Source organism: Rhodobacter sp. P2_H5 (genome assembly GCF_056403335.1).
Genome location: NZ_JBFUFS010000013.1, coordinates 1 through 19,331 on the forward strand (window position 1 = coordinate 1; position 19,331 = coordinate 19,331).

Annotated in this window: 18 protein-coding genes, 1 tRNA gene and 1 pseudogene; 3 read left to right on the plus strand and 17 right to left on the minus strand. The window is 63.5% G+C overall.

The window, feature by feature from the left end; translation table 11 throughout:
- From AC1DVR_RS16480 to AC1DVR_RS16505, 6 genes and pseudogenes are all read right to left on the minus strand, one after another.
- Window positions 1-197: pseudogene (locus tag AC1DVR_RS16480) on the minus strand (IS1595-like element ISTne1 family transposase); the annotation flags it as partial.
- Window positions 198-271: 74 nt separating this feature from the next.
- Window positions 272-1,000 (minus strand): MBL fold metallo-hydrolase, encoded by a 729-nt coding sequence (locus tag AC1DVR_RS16485; protein WP_478001692.1) that lies wholly within the window; start codon window positions 998-1,000, stop codon window positions 272-274.
- Window positions 1,000-1,995 carry an ABC transporter ATP-binding protein gene (locus tag AC1DVR_RS16490; RefSeq protein ID WP_478001693.1) on the minus strand — a complete coding sequence of 332 codons (996 nt, stop codon included), beginning with the start codon at window positions 1,993-1,995 and terminating at the stop codon, window positions 1,000-1,002. The genes AC1DVR_RS16485 and AC1DVR_RS16490 overlap by 1 nt, the downstream gene beginning before the upstream one ends.
- Window positions 1,992-2,759, minus strand: a complete 768-nt coding sequence (locus AC1DVR_RS16495; protein WP_478001694.1) for an ABC transporter permease — start codon at window positions 2,757-2,759, stop codon at window positions 1,992-1,994. The genes AC1DVR_RS16490 and AC1DVR_RS16495 overlap by 4 nt, the downstream gene beginning before the upstream one ends.
- The gene (locus AC1DVR_RS16500) at window positions 2,756-3,610 is read right to left on the minus strand and encodes an ABC transporter permease (protein WP_478001695.1); all 855 of its coding nucleotides are present in this window, start codon (window positions 3,608-3,610) and stop codon (window positions 2,756-2,758) included. Before AC1DVR_RS16500 ends, AC1DVR_RS16495 begins: the two co-directional genes overlap by 4 nt.
- Complete coding sequence (locus AC1DVR_RS16505) at window positions 3,607-4,653, minus strand: polyamine ABC transporter substrate-binding protein (protein WP_478001696.1); 1,047 nt, start codon at window positions 4,651-4,653, stop codon at window positions 3,607-3,609. The genes AC1DVR_RS16500 and AC1DVR_RS16505 overlap by 4 nt, the downstream gene beginning before the upstream one ends.
- Before the next feature lie 102 nt (window positions 4,654-4,755).
- On the opposite strand from AC1DVR_RS16505, the gene AC1DVR_RS16510 reads away from it, so the two are divergent.
- The gene (locus tag AC1DVR_RS16510; RefSeq protein ID WP_478001697.1) at window positions 4,756-5,397 is read left to right on the plus strand and encodes a TetR/AcrR family transcriptional regulator; all 642 of its coding nucleotides are present in this window, start codon (window positions 4,756-4,758) and stop codon (window positions 5,395-5,397) included.
- 195 nt (window positions 5,398-5,592) lie between these two features.
- Here the strand turns inward: AC1DVR_RS16510 and AC1DVR_RS16515 are convergent, their stop codons facing one another.
- The 4 genes from AC1DVR_RS16515 to rplU all read right to left on the minus strand — a co-directional run bounded on the left by AC1DVR_RS16515 (window position 5,593) and on the right by rplU (window position 7,998).
- Complete coding sequence (locus AC1DVR_RS16515) at window positions 5,593-6,582, minus strand: GNAT family N-acetyltransferase (RefSeq protein WP_478001698.1); 990 nt, start codon at window positions 6,580-6,582, stop codon at window positions 5,593-5,595.
- A 1-nt stretch (window position 6,583) separates the two neighbouring features.
- Window positions 6,584-7,144, minus strand: a complete 561-nt coding sequence (locus tag AC1DVR_RS16520; RefSeq protein WP_478001699.1) for a GNAT family N-acetyltransferase — start codon at window positions 7,142-7,144, stop codon at window positions 6,584-6,586.
- 122 nt (window positions 7,145-7,266) lie between these two features.
- Window positions 7,267-7,536 (minus strand): 50S ribosomal protein L27, encoded by a 270-nt coding sequence (gene rpmA, locus AC1DVR_RS16525; protein WP_478001700.1) that lies wholly within the window; start codon window positions 7,534-7,536, stop codon window positions 7,267-7,269.
- Between the two features lie 6 nt (window positions 7,537-7,542).
- Window positions 7,543-7,998 (minus strand): 50S ribosomal protein L21, encoded by a 456-nt coding sequence (gene rplU / locus AC1DVR_RS16530; RefSeq protein ID WP_478001701.1) that lies wholly within the window; start codon window positions 7,996-7,998, stop codon window positions 7,543-7,545.
- A gap of 305 nt (window positions 7,999-8,303) precedes the next feature.
- Here rplU and AC1DVR_RS16535 point away from each other — a divergent pair.
- Window positions 8,304-8,393: transfer RNA gene (locus tag AC1DVR_RS16535), tRNA-Ser, on the plus strand.
- Between the two features lie 363 nt (window positions 8,394-8,756).
- Here AC1DVR_RS16535 and AC1DVR_RS16540 read toward each other — a convergent pair.
- Both AC1DVR_RS16540 and AC1DVR_RS16545 read right to left on the minus strand, forming a co-directional pair.
- Window positions 8,757-9,209: an HdeA/HdeB family chaperone gene (locus AC1DVR_RS16540; protein ID WP_478001702.1), complete on the minus strand. Its 453-nt coding sequence runs from the start codon at window positions 9,207-9,209 to the stop codon at window positions 8,757-8,759.
- Between the two features lie 305 nt (window positions 9,210-9,514).
- Window positions 9,515-13,810 (minus strand): chemotaxis protein CheB, encoded by a 4,296-nt coding sequence (locus AC1DVR_RS16545; protein ID WP_478001703.1) that lies wholly within the window; start codon window positions 13,808-13,810, stop codon window positions 9,515-9,517.
- Window positions 13,811-14,488: 678 nt separating this feature from the next.
- On the opposite strand from AC1DVR_RS16545, the gene AC1DVR_RS16550 reads away from it, so the two are divergent.
- Window positions 14,489-15,382 carry a Crp/Fnr family transcriptional regulator gene (locus AC1DVR_RS16550; protein ID WP_478001704.1) on the plus strand — a complete coding sequence of 298 codons (894 nt, stop codon included), beginning with the start codon at window positions 14,489-14,491 and terminating at the stop codon, window positions 15,380-15,382.
- A 234-nt stretch (window positions 15,383-15,616) separates the two neighbouring features.
- On the opposite strand, the gene AC1DVR_RS16555 is transcribed toward AC1DVR_RS16550, so the two are convergent.
- The 5 genes from AC1DVR_RS16555 to AC1DVR_RS16575 all read right to left on the minus strand — a co-directional run bounded on the left by AC1DVR_RS16555 (window position 15,617) and on the right by AC1DVR_RS16575 (window position 19,186).
- Window positions 15,617-15,784 carry a hypothetical protein gene (locus tag AC1DVR_RS16555; RefSeq protein WP_478001705.1) on the minus strand — a complete coding sequence of 56 codons (168 nt, stop codon included), beginning with the start codon at window positions 15,782-15,784 and terminating at the stop codon, window positions 15,617-15,619.
- 88 nt (window positions 15,785-15,872) lie between these two features.
- Window positions 15,873-16,796, minus strand: coding sequence for a ligand-gated ion channel (locus tag AC1DVR_RS16560; protein ID WP_478001706.1), 924 nt, complete (start codon window positions 16,794-16,796; stop codon window positions 15,873-15,875).
- A 142-nt stretch (window positions 16,797-16,938) separates the two neighbouring features.
- Window positions 16,939-17,631: a hypothetical protein gene (locus AC1DVR_RS16565; protein ID WP_478001707.1), complete on the minus strand. Its 693-nt coding sequence runs from the start codon at window positions 17,629-17,631 to the stop codon at window positions 16,939-16,941.
- A 164-nt stretch (window positions 17,632-17,795) separates the two neighbouring features.
- On the minus strand, window positions 17,796-18,104 hold the full coding sequence (locus AC1DVR_RS16570; RefSeq protein WP_478001708.1) for a hypothetical protein: 309 nt from the start codon (window positions 18,102-18,104) through the stop codon (window positions 17,796-17,798).
- 44 nt (window positions 18,105-18,148) lie between these two features.
- Window positions 18,149-19,186 (minus strand): SH3 domain-containing protein, encoded by a 1,038-nt coding sequence (locus AC1DVR_RS16575; protein ID WP_478001709.1) that lies wholly within the window; start codon window positions 19,184-19,186, stop codon window positions 18,149-18,151.
- Window positions 19,187-19,331 lie beyond the last annotated feature (145 nt).

The following is a 19,331-nucleotide window of genomic DNA, read 5'->3' on the forward strand; positions in this document are numbered from 1 at the left end:
GGCTTCTGCGCCTCGCACCAATCGGACATGCGCAGGCGCAGAAGGCTCAGAAAACGGTTCACCGTGTTGCGGTTGAGGCCGCTGACCTGCGCGATCTGACTGGCCGTGAGATCGGCCGCGACGAGCCTGATGAAGGCCCGAAATTGGGCTTCAGAAAGTTTCGAACTTTTTGCGTAGCGATTCATAAGCCTTTTCATAGCATTGCGCCAGTTTTCTGGCTCTATGCTAGTCAAGACCCTTCGCAGAAAATTCGTGGCCTGCGGCAGGCCCGTCAGGCCTCCTTCGCCTTCAGCCAGTCGCCGATGATCCGGCGATGCCTTGCGCCATCATAGCTCGGGAAATGACCGCCATGCACCACACGCACCGGCAGATCGTAAAGCCGCACCATCGAGGCGTGGTAATCCGCCGCGTTGGAATGGTAGGTTTCCTCGATCAGGGGCCCATCATAGACGATGTCGCCGGAAAACAGGATCCCGCTCGCCGCCTCCCAGAGGGCGATTCCGCCCGGGGAATGGCCGGGGGTGTGGATCACCTCGAAATGCCGGTCGCCCAGATCGACCACGTCGCCATCCTGCAGGATGCGGGTGGCGGGGGCGGATTTCACCGCATAGGCGGTGGAGAGATAGGGCTGAGGTGGTAGCGTGGTGAAAATCTCGTCCGTCACATAGGGGTCGGAGACGGTGTTGGCCGGCGTCGGATGTGCCAATATCTCCGCCTCCGCCGCATGGCACAGCCGGCAGGGAAACTCGTGGTGGCAGCCGATATGGTCGAAATGGGTGTGGCTCGCCACGGCCTGCAAGGGGCGCTCGGTGACCAGCGGCACCCAGGCGCGCAAACTCACCACACCCATGCCGCTGTCCACCAGCATGTCGCCATCCCGCCCCCGGATGTGCCAGACATTGCAGCGGTAGAATTCGTGGATATGCGGCTCGTCGATCCAGGTGACACCATCCGACAGGGACCGGATCCGCCACCAGTCTTGCGGTTGTGCGCGCTCCATCAGGCCTCCAGGATCACATGGTCGGTGGCAAACAAGTGCAAGACCTCACCCGGCACAAGGGCCGAGGTTTGCGGCAGATGCAGGGTCAGGCTGGTTTCCGGCGCGGCCAGAGGCGCTACATGGGCGCGGACATGGGTGCCGAAAAAGGTGGTCGCGGTGACGCGGCAGGCGCCGAGGGCGAGATCGCCGGTGAGGCCGATACATTCCGGCCGGATCAAGAGCATGCCGGAGCCGGGCATCGGGCCAAGCGCGGACTGCCCGTCCTTCACCGCGATCTGATTGATTTCGCCCATGAATGCGGCGGAGAACAGGCTTTTGGGCCGCAGGTAAACCTCACGTGGCGGGCCGATGTCGGCGATCTTGCCGGCGCTCATCACCACGATGCGGTCGGCGATGGCCATGGCCTCTTCCTGGTCATGCGTGACATGGACGAAGGTCGTCCCCACCCGGCGCTGGATCGCCTTCAATTCGTCCTGCATCGCGCGGCGGAGCTTCAGGTCCAGGGCCCCCAAGGGCTCATCGAGCAGAAGCACATCCGGTGACACCGCCAAGGCCCGGGCGAGCGCCACGCGCTGGCGTTGGCCGCCGGACAGTTCATGCGGGCGGCGGTCCGCGCGCCCCGGCAGGCCGACCAGGGCCAGCATCTCTTCGGCCTTGGCACGCCGCTCGGCGCGCGCAACGCCCCGCATCCAGAGGCCGAAGCCCACGTTTTCGGCCAAGCTCATGTGGGGAAACAGGGCGTAATCCTGAAACACCGTCGTGGTCGGGCGCTGCGAGGGCCCTACGCCCGCCATATCCTTGCCCCCGATCAGCACCTGCCCCGAAACCGGCTCGGCAAAACCACCGATCAGGTTCAACAGCGTGGTCTTCCCACAGCCCGAGGGGCCCAGCAGCACGACATATTCGCCCGCCGCAATCTCCAGGCTCACATCATCCAGCGCCAGCGCTGCGCCATAGCTTTGCGTGACCGACTTGATCGAGACATTGGCGGTCATTTGACCCTCCGGAACAGGACGAATTCCATCAGGAACACGGCGGATATGGAAACGAGGAACACCAGCGACCCCACCGCATTGGTGGCGGGCGAGAGGCCAGAGCGCAGCATCGACCAGATCTCCACCGGCAGGGTGACGTCAAAGCGGGTCAACAGAAAGGCGATGATGAACTCGTCCCAGGAGAAGGTGACCGACAGAAAAAACGCCGCCGCCAAGGCCGGCGCGAGCATGGGGGCCGAGATAAGCCACAGGACCTGCGCTTCCGATGCACCCAGGTCGCGGGCGGCGCGTTCGGCGTTCTTCTGATGGTCGCCCATCGCCGCATAGGCGATCGAAAAGCACAGGGGCATGTTGATGACGACATGGCCCACGCCTGCCGTCCAAAGCGAGAGCCGGACGCCAGTTTGGTTGAAAACCGTGAGCAATCCCAAGGCGATGATCAGATAGCTGACCGTCATGGGTGCGATCAAGAGGCCCCGCATCAAGACCGAACCCGGCAGCCGCACCCGCGCCAGGGCATGGGCGGCCAGAAACCCCATGACCAGCGCCAGGGCTGAGGAAATGAAGGCCACCAAGGCCGAATGCCACAGCGCCGTCATCAGCCCGGCATCGCCCAGCACCTTGTCATACCATTGCAGCGAGAAGCCCTGGAAGGGCGGCACCGGCAGGCGGCCATCCTGAAAGGAGAAGACGACCAGCACCACGACCGGCAGGAAGATGAAGGCATAGGCGGCGGCCAGATAGACCCAGGAGAGAAGCTTCATAGCCGGTCCAACCTCAACCACCGGCTGCAGCCCGCATAGGCCAGCGTCACCACGCCCATCAACACCACCGACAGGGCCGAAGCCATCGGGAAATTCCCGCTCCGCCCCATTTGCAGCATGATCAGCTGCGGCAGGGTCAGCTCGGCATTGCCGCCAAGGATCTGCGGCGTGATGTAGTCGCCGATGCAGAGGACGAAGGTCACGAAGGCTCCGGTCACGATCCCAGGTGCGGTCAGTGGCAGGATGACATGCCAGAGCGTGCGCAGCCGCGAGGCGCCGAGGTCCTGCGCCGCGCGGGCGTAGTTGGGCGAAAGCTGGATCAGGTTGGCGTAGATGGTCAGCGTCAGCAGCATGACGAAGAAATGCACGAAGCCGATCACGGTGGCGGTGCGGGTCGAGGCGAGCGTCAGAGGCTCGGCAATCAGGCCAAGGCCCATCAGCGCCTTGTTGATGACCCCGTTCTTGCCCAGGACCAGAAGCCAGGAATAGGAGCGCACGACATAAGAGGTCCAGAAGGGCAGCACCGCCATAAGCAGCGCAAGCCTTTGAAACCGCTTGGGAACCCGCCAGGCGATGATGGCGGCCAGAGGCCAGGCGAGGAGAACAGAAATTACAGTCACCGTCACCGTGATCTCGACCGAGTTGATCAGCGCCTTGAACTGGCTCCAGTCGGTGAAGGCGCGAATGTAGTTGCCGGGATCGAAACCCTGCACCACGGCCCGCCCCTCCATACGGGCGAAAGACAGGGCCAGCATGGCAAGGAAGGGCAGGACAAAAAAGGCCAGCGTCCAGAGCAGTGCCGGGGCCAGAAGGCCCCAGCCGAGTTTGCGTTCGGCGGATTGGATGCTCACTGGTTCAGCATCGCCGTCCACATGTCCTGCATCGCCGTATCGGTGGCCGCGTCAGGAATGGGGTAAAGCTGGGCGCGCTTGAGGTAGTCGGGCTGTTTGTCCCAGCGGAGCGTGGCCTTCGCTTCGGGCGAAAGAAGGTCGCCGGCCTTCTGGTTGGCGGGCATGCCCCAGTAGCACGAGGCTTGCGCCAGCGCGGCCTGACCCTCGGGCGAGGTGATGTACTGGACGAATTCCAGCGCCAGATCGGGCTGCTTGCTGCCGGCCACCACGCCGATCGATTGCGCCCAGCGCAGGCCGCCCTGCTTGGGGATGGTCCAGTCGAGGTTGGGGTTGTCCTTGGCCAGAACGGCGGTCAGCCACTCACCGCCGCCGACGATGATATCGACATCGCCGGTTGCCAGAGCGGTCTGCGATGAGACCACGTCGGACACCTGCTTGGAGGCCTTGCGCAGCGCCAGAAGCGGGTCTTTCAGCTTGGGCAAGGTCTCGGCATTGATATCGGCGGTGTTGATCCCCTGCCCCAGGGCCACCAGACCCAGCACCGGCAGGTAGTAATCATAGATGCCGATCTTGCCGTCGTATTTGCCCGAGGTGAGCTTGGCCATATCCTCCATATCCGCCGGGTCGACCTTGGTCTTGTCGTAAGAGATTGTGTTGTAACCGAATTTTTCGGTCACGGCATAGGTCTTGCCATCCACGGTGTTGTTGGCGGCCATCACCAGCTCGGGGAAGAAATCCGCGGTGGGCAGCTTGTCGGCGGGGAGTTCGGCGAGTTTGCCGGCCTCGACCGCGCGATGCACATCCACCGCGTCGATGACCAGCACATCCCAGTCGCCCGGCTGGCTTTGGTCGAGGATTGCCATGCCGGCGGCGGTGCCTTCGTATTCCTTGACGTTGACCTTGACGTTATGCGCCTTCTCGAAGGGCTCCAGCAGGGCCGGGTCGGTGTGGTCGCACCAGACCAGCGCATTCAGCGTATCCTCGGCGAAGGACGGGGTCGCAAAGGCCAGCAGGGCAAGGGCGGTAAGGGTTTTCGGAACCATGAAACTCTCCTGAGGAATGGGCCTCTGACGGGCCTTGGAAAAATATTGAGTTCGCTCAATTTTAAAGTCAATGTCAAACTGAGCGAAACCAGAGACCAGAGCATGACCGGACTGCGCGCCCGCCAGAAACGCCTACGCCATGAGCGCATCCTCGAGGCGGCGATGCTGCTGTTTCGCGAGGCGGGCTATGACGCGGTGCGCACCGAGGATATCGCGGCTAAGGCCGAGGTTTCGGTTGGCACGCTTTATAACTACTTTGAAAACAAAGGCGATTTGTTGCTGGCCCTGGTGACGCTGGAGGTGGAGGAGGTGCTGGAACAGGGCGCCGCCGTGGTGGCGAACCCGCCGCCAGACATCGCCCGGGCGCTGGAGGCGCTGATTTTCGGCTATTACGACCATTCCAACACCTACCTGACCAAGGCGCTGTGGCGGCAGGCGCTGGCGCTGACCATTCAGGCCGCCGAGACGCCGTTTTCGCAGCGCTTTACCGCTTTGGACCGGGCTTTGGCGGATCAGGTCTGCGCTTTGGTGGCCGAATTGCAGCGCCGCGGGCTGGCGCGGGGCGATGTGGACGCGGGGGCGCTGGGTCAGGTGATCTTCAACACGCTGAACCAGATGTTCATCGAATTCGTGAAGCTCGAGGCCATGTCGATCGAGGTGCTGAAGGTCGCGATGGCGGATCAGGTCGCGGTTCTGGCGCATCTTCTGGCCGTGCCGCGCAAGCCCTTGCGCCCGCAGGATTAACCGGGGCCGGAGGCGGAGTTCCGGCGGACTTGCCCGCGTCTTGCCTCCGTCTTGCTTCCGTCTCTACGCGCGGCGCGGGAAGGTCGTGTTAACCATGTTCCGCGAATCGCGCGGGGTGCAATTTTTCGTCGAAAAATTGCGGGCGGGGGACGATTTTTCTGCGAAAAATCAGGGCCTGGTGCGGGCGGCGCAAAGTCAGGGGCGGCGGAGGGTCAGGGTGAGACCGGGGCTCGGTTCGGGACGGGCGGCGGAGGTGCCGGTATCTGTGCCCGTGACGGTGAAACCCAGTTTGGACAGGACGCGCTGCGAGGCGCTGTTGTCGGCCCAGACCCCGGCGCCGATCTGGTCGAGGCCCGCGGCGAAGGCATGGGCGATGGCCGTCTGGCAGGCCTCGCTGGCAAAGCCCTGGCCCCAGGCCGCGGGCGCCAGCATATAGCCAAGCTCGCCCGCCGCCACACCGACCGTGCCGATGAGCGCGCCCTTAAGAAAGATGCCCCAGACGAAGCCCGCCCCGTGGAAGGGCTGGGCGCGGGTCTGAGTGAAGGCGAGGTCCGCCGGCCAGAGCCATTTCGGGCCAAGCTGGCGGGTCACCGCGTGATGGGCAACGATGGCGTGCAGTGCTGCGGCATCGGTGGCCTGCAAGGCGCGGAAGGTCAGGCGGGGGCTTTCGGCCTCGCACGGCAGGGCGGCTTCATAGGCCTCGGCGGTCAGGGTCAGGTTGACATGCGGGCGGATGCTGTTGAGCGCGCGGCACGGCACCTGGCCGCGCCCGATCTCGGCAAAGCCGAGCTTGTGCAGGACATGGGCCGAAGCCTGGTTGCCGTCGAAATAGCCGGCCTCGACGGCCCCTGCCCCGCTGGCGAAATGCCAGCCCAAGGCGCCCCTTGCCGCCTCGGTCGCGTAGCCCTTGCCCTGGGCATGAGGGGAAAGCCAATAGCCGAGGCGACCCTTTTCAAGGCCAAGGATGCCGGCAAAGCCCGTGGCATCCTCCAGCGCGAAGGTGACACCGGGCTTGGCGAGTTCGGTCTGGAACAGGAAGAAATCGGCGGCGGTATAGGGATAGGGCACCACCGAGAGCCAGCCGCTGACGGCAATGTCGTTCAGCCCCGCCAGAACCGCGTCCCGGTCTTGCGGGGCGACGGGGCGGAGGGTGAGCCGCGCCGTGGTGAAGGCGGCGCGGCTCATCTCAGGCCAGTTTCTTGATATAGGTCCAGGTCGGCACCCGGGCATTGCGCGCGACCGAGAAGCTTTCCGCATCGCCCAGATATTCAAAGCCGGCGTTGGTCAGGACCCGGGCCGAGCCAGGATTGTCCTGAAACACCTCGGCAAAGATCGTGCGGTTGCATTGCGGGTTGGCGGCCACCAGCGCGCGCACCGCTTCGGAGGCGATGCCGGTGTTCCAGAAGGCCGGGGCGACCCAATAGCCGATCTCGGATTGACCGCGGTCCCATTTGCTTTCGTCCATCCGCTTGAGGCTGATCACGCCCAGAACCTCGGCCAGACCGGCGGCGGTGCCGTCGATCACCCAGATATCCTCGGCCCCGCCGCGCTTCATGGCGCGGGCGACAAAGGCCTCCGACGCGCCGGGCGGCAAGGGATGCGGGATCGACTGCGTGGCCTCGGCCACCCGGCGATCCCCGGCGTAAAGCGAGAACAGCCCGGCATCCGAGCGGCGCACCGGCCGCAGCAGGAACCGTCCAGCAGTGATTTCGCCCAGTTTCGGCACTTGTGCCATATCAAGCGTCATGGCTTCCTCCTCGAAGCGCATGGGGTGTTTGCACACCCACGGGAACGTCTGCCCCCCAAATGAGCCGGGGGACCGGCCTTGCAGCCGATCCCCCGTTTACAAGCCATTTGTAAAGGTTCGGCTTACTCAGCAGCCTCCGCGACCGGGAGGACCGAGATAAAGGTGCGGCCTTTGAGACCCTTTTTAAAGGTGACGCGGCCTTCGACCTTGGCAAAAATCGTGTGGTCGGTGCCCATGCCAACGCCTTCACCCGGGAACCAGGTGGTGCCGCGCTGCCGGCAGATGATGTTGCCGGGGATGGCCGCCTGGCCGCCGAACAGTTTCACGCCGAGACGCCGACCGGCGGAGTCACGACCGTTGCGGGACGAACCGCCTGCTTTCTTGTGTGCCATGGAAGATTACTCCTGTGCAGCAGCGGCTTTGGCAGCGCGCTTCGGTTTTGCAGGGGCTTCCACCGCAGCCGGAGCCGCAGCGGCGTTATGGGCGGCGCGGCGTGCATCGGCGGTGCCGGTTGCAGCGGCCACACCGGTCGCATCGGCGCCCGAGGCCAGAACCTCGGTCACACGGACGAGCGTCCACTGTTGACGGTGGCCCTTGGTGCGCTGCGACGAGTGCTTGCGGCGACGCTTGACGAAGTGGATCGTCTTTTCGCCCTTGATCTGGTCGATCACGTCGGCCTGAACCGCAGCGCCGGCCACCAGGGGCGCGCCCACGGTCACGGTCTCGCCGCCAACCATCAGAATTTCATTGAACTGGATCTTGTCACCAGCAATGGCGGCCAGCTTTTCAACGCGCAGAACGTCACCCGCCTGCACTTTGTACTGCTTGCCACCGGTCTTGAGGACCGCGAACATGTGTCTTCCTTTTCTTACTCCGCGTCCTTCGGCCCCCTTGGCCCTTTCCGGGTTTCGGGTGTTGCCGGGTTGCCCCGCCTTCGAACTGCGCGCCCCTTGTGGGCGACATGACAAAAACCCCGCCCTGCCAAAAGACAGTTCGGGATGGCGCATATGCCCTGACAGGCCGGACAGAGTCAAGTCTTTGGTGAGACGAAAATCTCTCAAGAAATCCGCGGACCGGAATCCCGCGTTTTCGCGCATTTTCGGTCTTGCCCTCGCTCCGCCCTGCGGCTAAATCCCGCCCTACTTACGACCCAAGGCACGGAGAGGTGGCGGAGTGGTCGATCGCGCCGGTCTCGAAAACCGGAGTGGGTGCAAGCCCACCGTGGGTTCGAATCCCACCCTCTCCGCCAATGGCCATAGCATTATCCTGATTCGGCAGCGTTCGGATTTGCCCGTTGTTTTCGGGGGTTATGCGGGTGAGGCTGTCTCGGAGATCAGCAGACTTCAGATCTAAGCTTGCGTTACTGTCCGGTTTTCGACGGGGCAGAGCGAATATGCCGCTCAGAGCAGGTCGATCCTCACCGCGCGGCTTGCCAGGGATCTTCGGGGAAAAGGGCTTCAGCCGCTCGTTCCGATCGTCGTCAGCGCGGGAAGATTGCCCCTCATCGCCCCCGTCAGGGCGGTGGCTTGGTTCCGGCCTTAAAATATAAATAAAATCAATTGTTTATTCGCATTGAACTGGGGCGCCCAGGGATCAGGCGCCCCGTTTGGCGTCACATTTTCATGGCGTCCATGACCGTGCCATCGGGATGGGCGGTGCAGGCGGCGCCGGCGGCCGTGGTCACATCCGCATCGGCCATGGCGGCGACCTTCGTGTCATCCTTCATTGCGGACTTCATGGCGATGCCGGCGGCTGCCATGCCCTTTGCATCCATGGCCATCATCTCCTTGCAGGTCATGGCTGTCGTCATCGACGTCTTCACGGCGTCCATGACGGTGCCCGCGGGATTGGCGGTACAGGCGACGCCGGCCATTTTGGTCACGTCGGTGTCAGACATGGCCGCGACCTTCGCGTCATCCTTCATTGCGGATTTCATGGCGACACCAGCGGTCGTCATGCCCGTGGCGTCCATCGCCATCATGTCTTTGCACGTCATGGTGGCCGGATCTGCCGCAAATGCCGGAGCGGCGAGCAGGGAGAATGCGGCAAGGAGAATGAGTTTCATGCTGTGGTCCTTTGATTGAAGCGCGCCCGATACGGTTGCGCTCAGGGGAGCCTAGGGGGCCGCCGGACCCGCGAAGTTAACCTGCGGCAGGCATCAACCCGAATTGATCCAGCCCGCCCGCCGGCTCGCAAGAAGTTGCCGATCAGACAAAAGCAAGCGATTGCTTCGCAGGGCATGCCGTGAAAACGCTTGCGAGGATGCCGAGGGTCTGGCCCCTCCCGGGATGCGGAGAGGTCGGGGGAACCTGATCGGGTCTGCGCATGCGGATGGATTTCGGTCGCAGGACAATTTGCGCGCGGCCGCATTCACTCGGTGGTGAAACCTCCGGCGACGGCAAGTCTTACAAGCGCGGGCACAGAGGTTGCTTCGGTCTTGCGCATGACGGAGGCGCGATGATGTTCGACCGTTCGCTGGTTGATCCCGAGATCTGCGGCAATATTCTTGTTGGGAACGCCTGCGAGAACAAGCGTCAGCACCTGTCGTTCGCGGCCGGTCAGGCGTTCAAGCCGGACCTGCGCCGCCCTTTGCGAGTCCGATTGCGGACGGATGTCATCGACGCTTCTGATGGCTTGGCGGATGCTCGCCAACAGTTCGGCCGCACTGGAGGGTTTTTCGATCAGGTCGGACGCCCCGGCGCGCAGGGCCGCAAGGGCCATCGCCGCATCGCCATGCCCGGTCAGGATGACGGAGGGAATAGCGGATCTTTCACCGCGAAGGTGCGAGATCAGGGTGACGCCATCCATTCCCGGCAGAGCGTGGTCCACCAATAGGCAGGCCACCCCTGTCGGCCGCGGGCTGGACAGAAAGTCCTCGGCCGATGGATAGGTCACGACGCCCCAGCCTTCGGCCTGCAGCAGACGACGCATGGTTTCGCGGATCATCGGATCATCGTCGATGACATGCACCGTGGTCTGCGACCCCCTGGGCCTGCGCACCGCCGCGGATTTGGCCTGCCGCGCCTTCAGCATCAGATCGGAGATCACCGACAGCAGCACCTCGGGCGCGACCGGCTTGACCAACTGCTTGAAGCCGCAGGCGACGATTTCGCGGTGCGTCTCCGTCGTGCTGTCGCCGGTCAGAATGACCGTCGGCACCGTGTCACCGAGAAGATCCAGCAACTCCTGGGCCAGGTTCAGACCGCTGCGACTGCCGCGCAGGGACATGTCCGTCAGAAGCAGATCGGGCGGCTTGACGTCGCTCAGGATCCAATCGAGGGCCTGCTGTGCGTCGAATTTGGAAATGACGGTGTGGCCCTGCTTCTCGAGAACTTCGGCCAGCAACTGACGCAGCGGCTCTTCGTCCTCGACCAGCAGGATCCTTCCTGTCTGGAGAGTTGCCACGGCGCTGTTGGCTTGCCCCTGGACGGCGGTCTCCATCTCGGGTGGGGAGTTGACGATGGGCACGGAAATCGTGAACGCGGAGCCTTTTCCGGGCGTGGACTTTACGGAAATCTTGTGGTCCATCAATTGCACGAGGCGCTGCACGATGGACAGGCCGAGGCCCAGACCATGGCCGGCAAACGCAACCGCCTTTTCCCCCTGGCGGTAGGGGTCAAAGATGGACTTGCACTCGGCCGCCGAGATCCCGATGCCGCTGTCGCAGACCACAATCTTCAAGGCGTCGCCGCTGCGACGGCAGCCGACCAGAATGCCACCCTTGGGCGTGTATTTCAGCGCGTTCGACAGCAAGTTCCGCAGGACCTGCTCCAGAAGTTGCGGATCGGTGTAGATGCGGGTCCCGCAGGGCACGAACCGCATTTTCAGGTTTCTTGCAGAGCACTGCGGCGCAAACTCGTCGGCCAGGCGATGCATCAGCGGTCCGATGGAAACCGGGCGCATGTCGGGCTGCACCGTGCCGGAGTTGATGCGGTTGACGTCGAGGATCGAATCCAGCATCGCCGTCATCGAGTTCAACGTCTGATCCATCAGATGGGCCAAACGCATCCCTTCGGCGGACCGTCCCTGCTCGTTCAGCAAGCGTTGCAGAATCGCCATCGACTGCAGGGGCTGCCGCAGATCGTGGCTGGCTGCGGCGAGAAACCGCGATTTGGCATTGGTGGCACGATCGGCTTCAGCCATGGCTTCCAGAAGTGCGGCGTTTGCGCGTTTGCGTTCGCTGATGTCGATGTAAGTGATCACGACGCCTTCGACCCGGCCGCCTTCGGCGCGATAGGGCTGAACCCGCCGGGTAAACCACTGACCGGCCAGTCCCGCTGTTTCCCGCTCGATCGGGTCAAAGTTCTTCAGCACGTTGCGGGCATCGGAGGTCAGATCATCGTCCCGCGCCACGGCGGCAAGGTCTGCAAGGGGACGGCCGACATCGGTCGGGATGACGCGAAAGATGGCGCGCGCCGCGGGCGTGAAAAAGCGGATGTTCAGGTCGATATCCAGAAACAGCGTCGCAAGATCGGTGCTGTAAAGCACGTTCTGCAGGTCATTCGCCGTCGTGCGGTGGCGCTCCAGGGTCTCCTGCAGCTGGCTGTTCAGCGCGGTCAACTCTTCGTTCAGCGATTGCAGTTCCTCTTTCGAGGCCAGCAGTTCTTCGTTGGTGGACTGGAATTCCTCGTTCACCGACAAGGCCTCTGCGGCGTCGGCGCTGTGCGCCTCGACCTCTTGTTCCAGATCGCGCAAGGCATCGGTCAGATCGCTGCGCGCGGCCTCCAGATCGGCCTCCATTTCGTGGTCCGGCCGATCTTGCCCGGTTGGATGCGTGGCCCGGGCCGAGGGGTGGGGCGTGTCGATGAAACAGACCAGCAACAGAGGCTCGGTCCCGGCGGAGACCGCATGCACCGCGACGTTGAAGCCTTTTGCCCCCTCCAACCGCCCGCCCGAGAATACCACCAGGGGGTTTGCCGGCCCGCAAGCCGCAGCCGCCGTCCGGAACCTGACGCGCAGCGCCTTGGGCAGCATGCCGACGATGCTGGGGTCGGGATGGCCTTGCGTGACCTTCAGATACCGTTCGGTCCGTCCCAGAAAATACAGGCATTCCAGCCGACTGTTCAGCAGGACCGCTGCGGGCGCATAGGTTTCCAGAACGATACGGCGGCACAGATCGGCAAGCGCGGTGCGGCGTCCGGGCGACTGATCCACCGGCATCGCCATTTCGCGCTTGCCGATGGCAAATTGCAGATCGTTTGCGTGGCTTTGCCCGATGCGGCGCCATAGCCGCGCGGCCTTGTCATAGGGGCCAAAGCAGGCGTCGCTCTGGCCCGGCATCTCTGCCGCGCCCAGCAGCAGAAGTCCACCGGGGCGCAGGGCGAAACAGCACCCGGCGATGACCCTCTTTTGTGCATCGGGCCCCAGATAGATCAGCACGTTGCGGCAGGACACCAGGTCGATCTTGGAAAATGGCGGGTCCGACAGCAGATCCGCGACCGTAAACACGATCTGGTCGCGCAGCGTCGACGACACGCGGTAGCCACCATCATCGGCCACAAAGAACCGCTCAAGCCGTTCGGGCGAGACATTGTCCGCGATGTCCTTTGCATAGAAACCCGCGCGCGCCGAGGCGATTGCGTCGGGATCGACATCCGAGGCGAGGATCTGCAGCCGGTTGGGCAGACCAGCCGCCTCGATTGCTTCGGTACAGATTATCGCCAGACTGTAGGCTTCTTCACCGGTGCTGCACCCTGCGACCCAGATCCGCAGGGGCCGGTCAGCCGGGATCGTCTTCAAAATGTCGGGGATGGCCTTCTCGTACAGGGTCTGAAACACCTCTGTGTCGCGGAAGAAGCTGGTGACATGGATCAGAAGGTCGCTGGTCAGCAATGCCATCTCGTCGGGGTCGGACCGCAGGATGTCGAGATACCGCCCCACGTTGCCCGCACCCACAGCCAACAAGGCCATCCGGCGCGCGATGCGCCGCTCGAGGGTGCCACGCTTGTACAAGGAGATATCCTGCGTCGCGTGGCCGGCCACATAGTCGAGCAATTCGTCATACTGCGGAATGGTCAGATCATCGGCAGGGGGGGCCTCCGGCACGCGGGGTGACGGCTCGCTCGGCTGAGCGGAAGGCTGCGGGGCGTTGGACACATAGTCCTGCAATGCCGCCACCATCTGGCCGCTCGACAGAACCTGGCTCACAAGCCCGGTTGCGATCGCAGCTTCGGGCATGCCTGAATATCCAGCCTCTTTCGGGTCTTGCGCGATCACCAGCCCCCCCGCCGCGTGGACATCGGAAAGACCGATGCTGCCATCCGTGCCGGTGCCCGACAACACCACGCAGACCACGGGCAAAGCTTCCTTGGCAAGCGAGCGCAGCAGCGTGTCAAACGGCATCCGCACGCCTTTGCCGCCATCCGGCTCGGAAAGGTGAATGACGCGCCCCTCGACCAGCAGGAAGGCACCCGGGGGAATGACATGGACCGTACCGGGCTCCAGGATCATCCTGTCGGTGGCTTCGACAACCTTCAACCGCGTGCGCAGTGCCAGCAGACTGGCAATCATGCTGTCATGCGTCGGATCGAGATGCATGATCAGGATGATCGCGGCCCGGCAATCACCGGGCATGTCCTTCAGCACCGCACGACAGGCTTCGAGTCCACCGGCAGAAGCCCCGATGGCGATGATCGGTATCACACCGTGCTGCGCATTTTTCGACATAGTTCTTCGTATGACACGTTCAGCAGCCATATGAAATGCGCAAAGCAAAAGCTTTTTGCGTCTCGGATCGGACCAGAGAATTGGTGGCGGGAGTCTCGATGATCTGAACCGGATATCGCGGTACCCTTCATTCTGCCACGCTATATATTGCGTGTTGCGCAAGGGACTTTAGAAGTGGCTTTCTGATCATGGGTAGATTCCGGTCCTGCACGGGGCCGACAACCCAAAGTATAGATCATGAACGACTTGACCTGAGTAATCAGTCTGATCTGAAACCGCGGATAGTCATGGGGTGGCCCTTGTCTGTTGACCCATTCCCGGCTGTCTGCGGTGGATCGTCCATAAAGCGTGAAAAGTCGCAGGCGCGGTCAAGGCCGGACTTCGGCACGCGCCGATTCATGCGCAAGGAACTTGTTACGCTCTACATTCGTTATCGGAGATGCGTCTTTTGAAAATGGCGCTGAATTTCATGTTCAAAAGATCACGGTGTCGAAAGACACTTTCAAATGTGTCGTCGCCTGAAAAACAAGGGCGCAAGCCCGTTCGGAAGGGGACGGCGTGGCCATGCAAAAGCCTTCCGCCTGCCGGATTTGGCAGTCTGGACGGCAAATCCATGGGATCGGGCCTCGTATCATACCGGAGTGTCAGATTTTGAAACCCCTCGCCCTGCAGAACGGAATGAACCTGGACGAATTGGCACGTCCCGCGCGGGCTATTGTCGCCAAAAACGTGGTTCGGAAGTTCCTTCGTGAGGATGCCAAGCCGCACCTGCAAAACGAATTGCTCGAGAAACCGATGGATCATCTGGCGAAAGAATTAAATCCGCGCCCGCAAAAGGCGCCCCCGAATTTGCTCGAGAGCCGGTTTGCCCGGAAGATTTCGACCTTCGCCAGCCTTTCACCGGAAGATTTGGACGCCATCACTGATTTGTACCGCCGCCGCCGGAAATTCCCCGCCGGGCGCGACATCATTCGTCAGGGGCAGACCGCCCAGACCGCTTTCATTCTGGAAGAGGGCTGGGCCGGTTCCTACAAGATTCTCGCCAACGGCAGCCGGCACGTCGTGGGCATCCATATCGCGGGCGACTTCCTCGGACTGCGATCCCTGTTGTTTCGCGCCGCAGACCACAGTGTCGAGACGATTACAGCCGTCCGGGCCTCGGAAGTCTCGCAGTCTTTCTTGACGCAGACCTTTGCCGAGGCACCGCGTTTCAGAAATGGGATCCTTTGGGCCGCCTCGCGCGACGAGGCGATCGTGGCCGAGAATATGGTGAGCGTGGGCAGGCGCAGTGCCGGAGAGCGTCTGGCGCATTTCTTGCTGGAACTGGCGGCGCGCCTGCGGCTCATCGGGCTTGGCGACAGCGCAGGTTACGCTTGTCCCTTGACGCAATATATCCTTGCCGATGCGCTGGGGCTGAGCGCCGTTCAAGTCAATCGCAGTCTGCGCGAGCTGCGTGAAGAAAGACTGGTGACGTTCCAGCAAGGTCAGGTCGTATTTCAGGACTTCCAAAAACTGGTGGCCTTTGCAGATTTCGACCAGACGTATTTGGACCAAGAGATTTCCGTTTTATGACACGCGCCGTTGCTGGCCTTTGGGCATGCCTGAAATCATCAGGATGAAGCGGCGAAAGGTTACGGTGTCAGATCTTGCAGGGCCGATATCCTGATCGGGCCGCTGGTTCGGCAGCGCGGGACTGGCCGGGATCATGTCGTTGAATACGTGGGGCGCGAGGACCTGTGTCTCGTCCTCACCCTTGTTTGTGGGGCGCTGCGCCAAGGCTGTCGGCTTTTCGTCGGCACCTCGGGCTCATGTGTCGTCAAGCTTCTTGTCCTGAGGATCATGCAGGTCTTGGCCCACCTGTTTCTGCACCCGTTTCGGGCCGGCGCTGCCAGGATCGATGGGCTGCGCGCCCGCGTCGGTGGGTTGCGCGGGTTGGTGCGGCAAGGGTTTCCTCGCGATACTCTCGTCCGTCATCTGGTTCTCCTTCTCACCAGACTCAACCCGGTGCCCGGCGATCCGTTCCCGGCAAAATCACGCGCCCCGGCGGCCACAGCCCATTGCCTCAGACCAAGGCCACCATCATCGCGACCGCCATGAGCGCGACATGCAGCCCCATGACGCCGACGCCGAGGAGACGGTCGGCGCGCAGGACGCCGGCGGGGCCGCTCCGTTCGATCCGGTCAAAGGACGAGAGGGCGATCAGCAGGACCAGGATGATCGCGCTGAACGTCAGGAGCGTGATCTGGTCCACCAGCCCGAAACTCGCGTCGAAACCGGTCTGGTCCTCAAGCCGGTAGCGGTTGAAGACCGCGGCGAAGATCGAACCGGTGGAGATACCGACCCGGATCCCGAGGTCGGCCGGCGGGACGAGGAAGACCAGCGCCGTCAGGAACAGTGCGACGAGAAAGCCGGTGAACTTCTCCAGCATCAGGACCGAGCGGTGGCGCGTGACCTCGATCCTGACATCCAGCCGGGAAAAGGTGGGCCTTTCGGTCTGGTAGCCGAAATTGGTGTCATAGGTGAAACCGGCCCCCGACAGCGCGAGCCCGCCGATCCGCCATCCCGGCAGGTTCACGAAATCGGCGATCCGCGACGCCTCGGCATCGGGGACAAACACCACTTTCGACGTGCCGCGCTGCGATTCCATCTGCATCAGCAGGGTCTGCCGATCGAAGGGGAAGGACCGCAGGTCAAAGCTCTGATTGATCACCGCCTCGACCAGAACGGCCTGATAGCCGTCGCCATTGCGCAGCGTCGTGCTGGCGACGGGCTTGATCACGGCCGAACGGCCAAGGATTTCAAGGTCTCGTGTCAGATCGAGGTCGCCGAGCGGGCCGCGCGCCCAGACATAACTGGCGATCTGAAAGCTGCCGTCGGCCGGATCGATTTTCGAGAGCGAAGTGATGAAGATGCCGATCTTGACCTCTGCCGCCTCGGCCCGCGCCGCGAAGGCCAGAAGGAAGATCAGGGACGCCAGCGCGCGCATCGCATTCCGCAGGATTCTGGGCAGAGGGAAGCCTCCCGCATGAGCCGTCGATGGCAGGTTGCGGCATCATCCGGGAAAGCGACCCGGTTTGGCAAGCGCCAGAATGCGGGCCTCTGCCCAAGGCCCGCGGTTCTGGCTCAGCCTAACGGCATTTCGGGCTTGTGACGATATCGCGGGCATCCAGCACCTGGCCGTCCGCCATGGTCAACTGCACGCACAGGCGGCTTGGCCGGTGATAGTAGATGCCGTATTGGGTGTTGCCCGAGCTGAAGCTGTCGACATTGGCAAAGCCGCGGGCCGACATCTCGTCGATGGCCGCGATGGAGTTCATGCCCCTGATCCCGGCAAGGCTTGGCTTCGAACCGCCACTGCTGCCGCTGCTGCCGCTGCTGCCGCTGCCGGAGGCGCCGGTCACAGAGATCTTCAGCTTGTAGCTGCCGGTTTCGCCGCGCCGGGCCGTGGCGCGCATCTGGTAGACCTGGATGACGTAGGTGCCCGACGCGCCCAGCGTGCCGGAAAAGGCATTGCCCTCGACCGACCCGGTGAAAATGGCCTCGCCGCTGCTGCCCGGCGGCAGGACATTGAAGTAGACGATCGACGAGCCGGACAGCGAGACCTTCATCACCTGCCCCGCCTTGACCGAGAGCGTAAAGTCGCGCGACGCATCCCCCTTGATCGAGCCGGAGAGGGTGACGCCGGAGCTGCCCTTGGGGAAGCTGACCTTGACAGTATCGGCCCGCGCCACATCGATCGGGGCTGCGGCGAAAGCGACAGCCAGGGCCAGACCGGCGCCGGACACCAGGCGGAGCGCGGTCCTGTGGAGTGATTTCAGCATGGTATTTCCTTCTTCAGGCTTGGGAGGAGGCAGATGCGGCGACGGCCCGGCGGGCCAGGGGCGAGGCGAGGACCGCGGTCAGGGAGCGACCGACGCGCATCGGCATCACCACCCCGCCCTGCGGCGGGATGCCCCGGTGGCACCGCGCCGCCGGCGGGGTCGTCCTACATGCTGCCTTCGTTGGTCATCGAGGTGACCTCGGCGACCTTGCCGCCGCTGACTAGGCACTTCCAAGGCGCCCGCTGCGCCCCGACGCCGACCATGACGATGGTATTGGCCTGCGAGAATTCCGAGCTCATCACGCTGACCGAATTGCCGGTCTCTCTGGCCACGGCGCTGAGGCAGGCCTGTTCGTCGGCGGCACTGCCGGTCCGCATCGCCGTGCTGGCGGAGGTTCCGCCGTCGTCCTCCATCTCGCAGCCCGCGAGGGCAAGCGCGGAAAGCATCACGACCGGGAGAAGTTTACGGTTCATTTCGGGTACGATCCTTATGTTGCGTTTCGGGGTGGCTTCGGGGGTCAGTCGCCCTCCATGACGACCGAGGGAAACTGGAAACGCTCCTCTCCAATGGTGACGAGGAACATGTCATTGTCCTGCGTGACCGCGAGTTCGCGGCCAGCATCGGCCTGGCTCTTGTCGAACCAGCTGGGGCGGTTGTTTTCAAAACCGATGATGCGCGTGGCGCCATCGGGCCAGGTCACGGTGATCGTGCCGCTGCCATCGCCATTGCGGTTCACGCCGAAGGCGCAGGAGCCCATGGCGGCGGCCGCGGTGCGGGCGCATTGCAGGAAGCCGGTGGCGTTGAAATCGGTGCCCGCGACCTTGGCATCGACGTTTTCGGCGGGCGGCGGCTGTGCGGCGCCGGACCCCTCGCGCAGGAAGTCCCCGGCGGCCCAGCCTTCGTCTCCCGGGTCGGCCAGGGTCGCCACATGGCACCAGCGCCGCCCCTCGTTCATCCGGCAGCCAAGGTTCCTGACCTGGGTGCCACCGGCCAGCCGGGTCACGGTGGCCGCAGCCGCGCTGGGGCTTTTGCGCAGGTTGAGCATTCCTGCGCCCGAGGTCACCACCTCGAAATAATCGGGCCCGCCTTCCAACCCGTCGGCGAAGTCGCCCTGAACGGGGGCAGAGGGGGTGCCCAGCGCCGAAACCGAAATCTCCAGCGCGAAGGCAGCCCCCTCGCCGCGCCGTGCGGCGGCGCGGTTGAGGTAGACATTCACCGTATAGGTGCCCGACGCCGACAAGACGCCGGAAAAGCGGTTGATCTCGGGGACCATCTCGGTGCCCGACATCTCGCTGTTGGCCAGGGCTTCGTCGCCGGGGCCGCGCCCGGGGGCGTAGAGGTTGAAATAGGCGGCATCGTTGGGCGAGGTCAGGCGGACGGTCATCTCCTGCCCCGCCTGCGCGCCGATCGTGTAGGAGATGGACTGCCGTCCCTTGATGCTGGCGCTGATCGTCGTGCCTGTGGCACCGGGCGGGAAATGCACGGCCAAGACGCGGGTTTCGTCCTGCGCATGGGCTTGGGTCAGGGTGCAGAGCCAGGCTGCAGCGAACAGCATTCCAAGCAGCGCAACCTCAAGAAACCGACGGAGACCGGGACGAGGGGCGACCCGGCCTCCGCCGCCCGGCCACGACCCCGAAGGGGCAGCACGCTCAAGGGTCACATGGCGCAGGAAACGATGCTCGCGCAGGCCGAAGTGGGGC

Coding starts and splice junctions, on each gene's coding strand:
- AC1DVR_RS16485 (WP_478001692.1), bottom strand. CDS start 1,000: ATGGAGCGCGCACAACCGCAAGACTGGTGGCGGATCCGGTCCCTGTCG.
- AC1DVR_RS16490 (WP_478001693.1), bottom strand. CDS start 1,995: ATGACCGCCAATGTCTCGATCAAGTCGGTCACGCAAAGCTATGGCGCA.
- AC1DVR_RS16495 (WP_478001694.1), bottom strand. CDS start 2,759: ATGAAGCTTCTCTCCTGGGTCTATCTGGCCGCCGCCTATGCCTTCATC.
- AC1DVR_RS16505 (WP_478001696.1), bottom strand. CDS start 4,653: ATGGTTCCGAAAACCCTTACCGCCCTTGCCCTGCTGGCCTTTGCGACC.
- AC1DVR_RS16510 (WP_478001697.1), top strand. CDS start 4,756: ATGACCGGACTGCGCGCCCGCCAGAAACGCCTACGCCATGAGCGCATC.
- AC1DVR_RS16515 (WP_478001698.1), bottom strand. CDS start 6,582: ATGAGCCGCGCCGCCTTCACCACGGCGCGGCTCACCCTCCGCCCCGTC.
- AC1DVR_RS16520 (WP_478001699.1), bottom strand. CDS start 7,144: ATGACGCTTGATATGGCACAAGTGCCGAAACTGGGCGAAATCACTGCT.
- rpmA (WP_478001700.1), bottom strand. CDS start 7,536: ATGGCACACAAGAAAGCAGGCGGTTCGTCCCGCAACGGTCGTGACTCC.
- rplU (WP_478001701.1), bottom strand. CDS start 7,998: ATGTTCGCGGTCCTCAAGACCGGTGGCAAGCAGTACAAAGTGCAGGCG.
- AC1DVR_RS16540 (WP_478001702.1), bottom strand. CDS start 9,209: ATGAAACTCATTCTCCTTGCCGCATTCTCCCTGCTCGCCGCTCCGGCA.
- AC1DVR_RS16545 (WP_478001703.1), bottom strand. CDS start 13,810: ATGTCGAAAAATGCGCAGCACGGTGTGATACCGATCATCGCCATCGGG.
- AC1DVR_RS16550 (WP_478001704.1), top strand. CDS start 14,489: ATGAACCTGGACGAATTGGCACGTCCCGCGCGGGCTATTGTCGCCAAA.
- AC1DVR_RS16555 (WP_478001705.1), bottom strand. CDS start 15,784: ATGACGGACGAGAGTATCGCGAGGAAACCCTTGCCGCACCAACCCGCG.
- AC1DVR_RS16560 (WP_478001706.1), bottom strand. CDS start 16,796: ATGCGCGCGCTGGCGTCCCTGATCTTCCTTCTGGCCTTCGCGGCGCGG.
- AC1DVR_RS16565 (WP_478001707.1), bottom strand. CDS start 17,631: ATGCTGAAATCACTCCACAGGACCGCGCTCCGCCTGGTGTCCGGCGCC.
- AC1DVR_RS16570 (WP_478001708.1), bottom strand. CDS start 18,104: ATGAACCGTAAACTTCTCCCGGTCGTGATGCTTTCCGCGCTTGCCCTC.
- AC1DVR_RS16575 (WP_478001709.1), bottom strand. CDS start 19,186: ATGCTGTTCGCTGCAGCCTGGCTCTGCACCCTGACCCAAGCCCATGCG.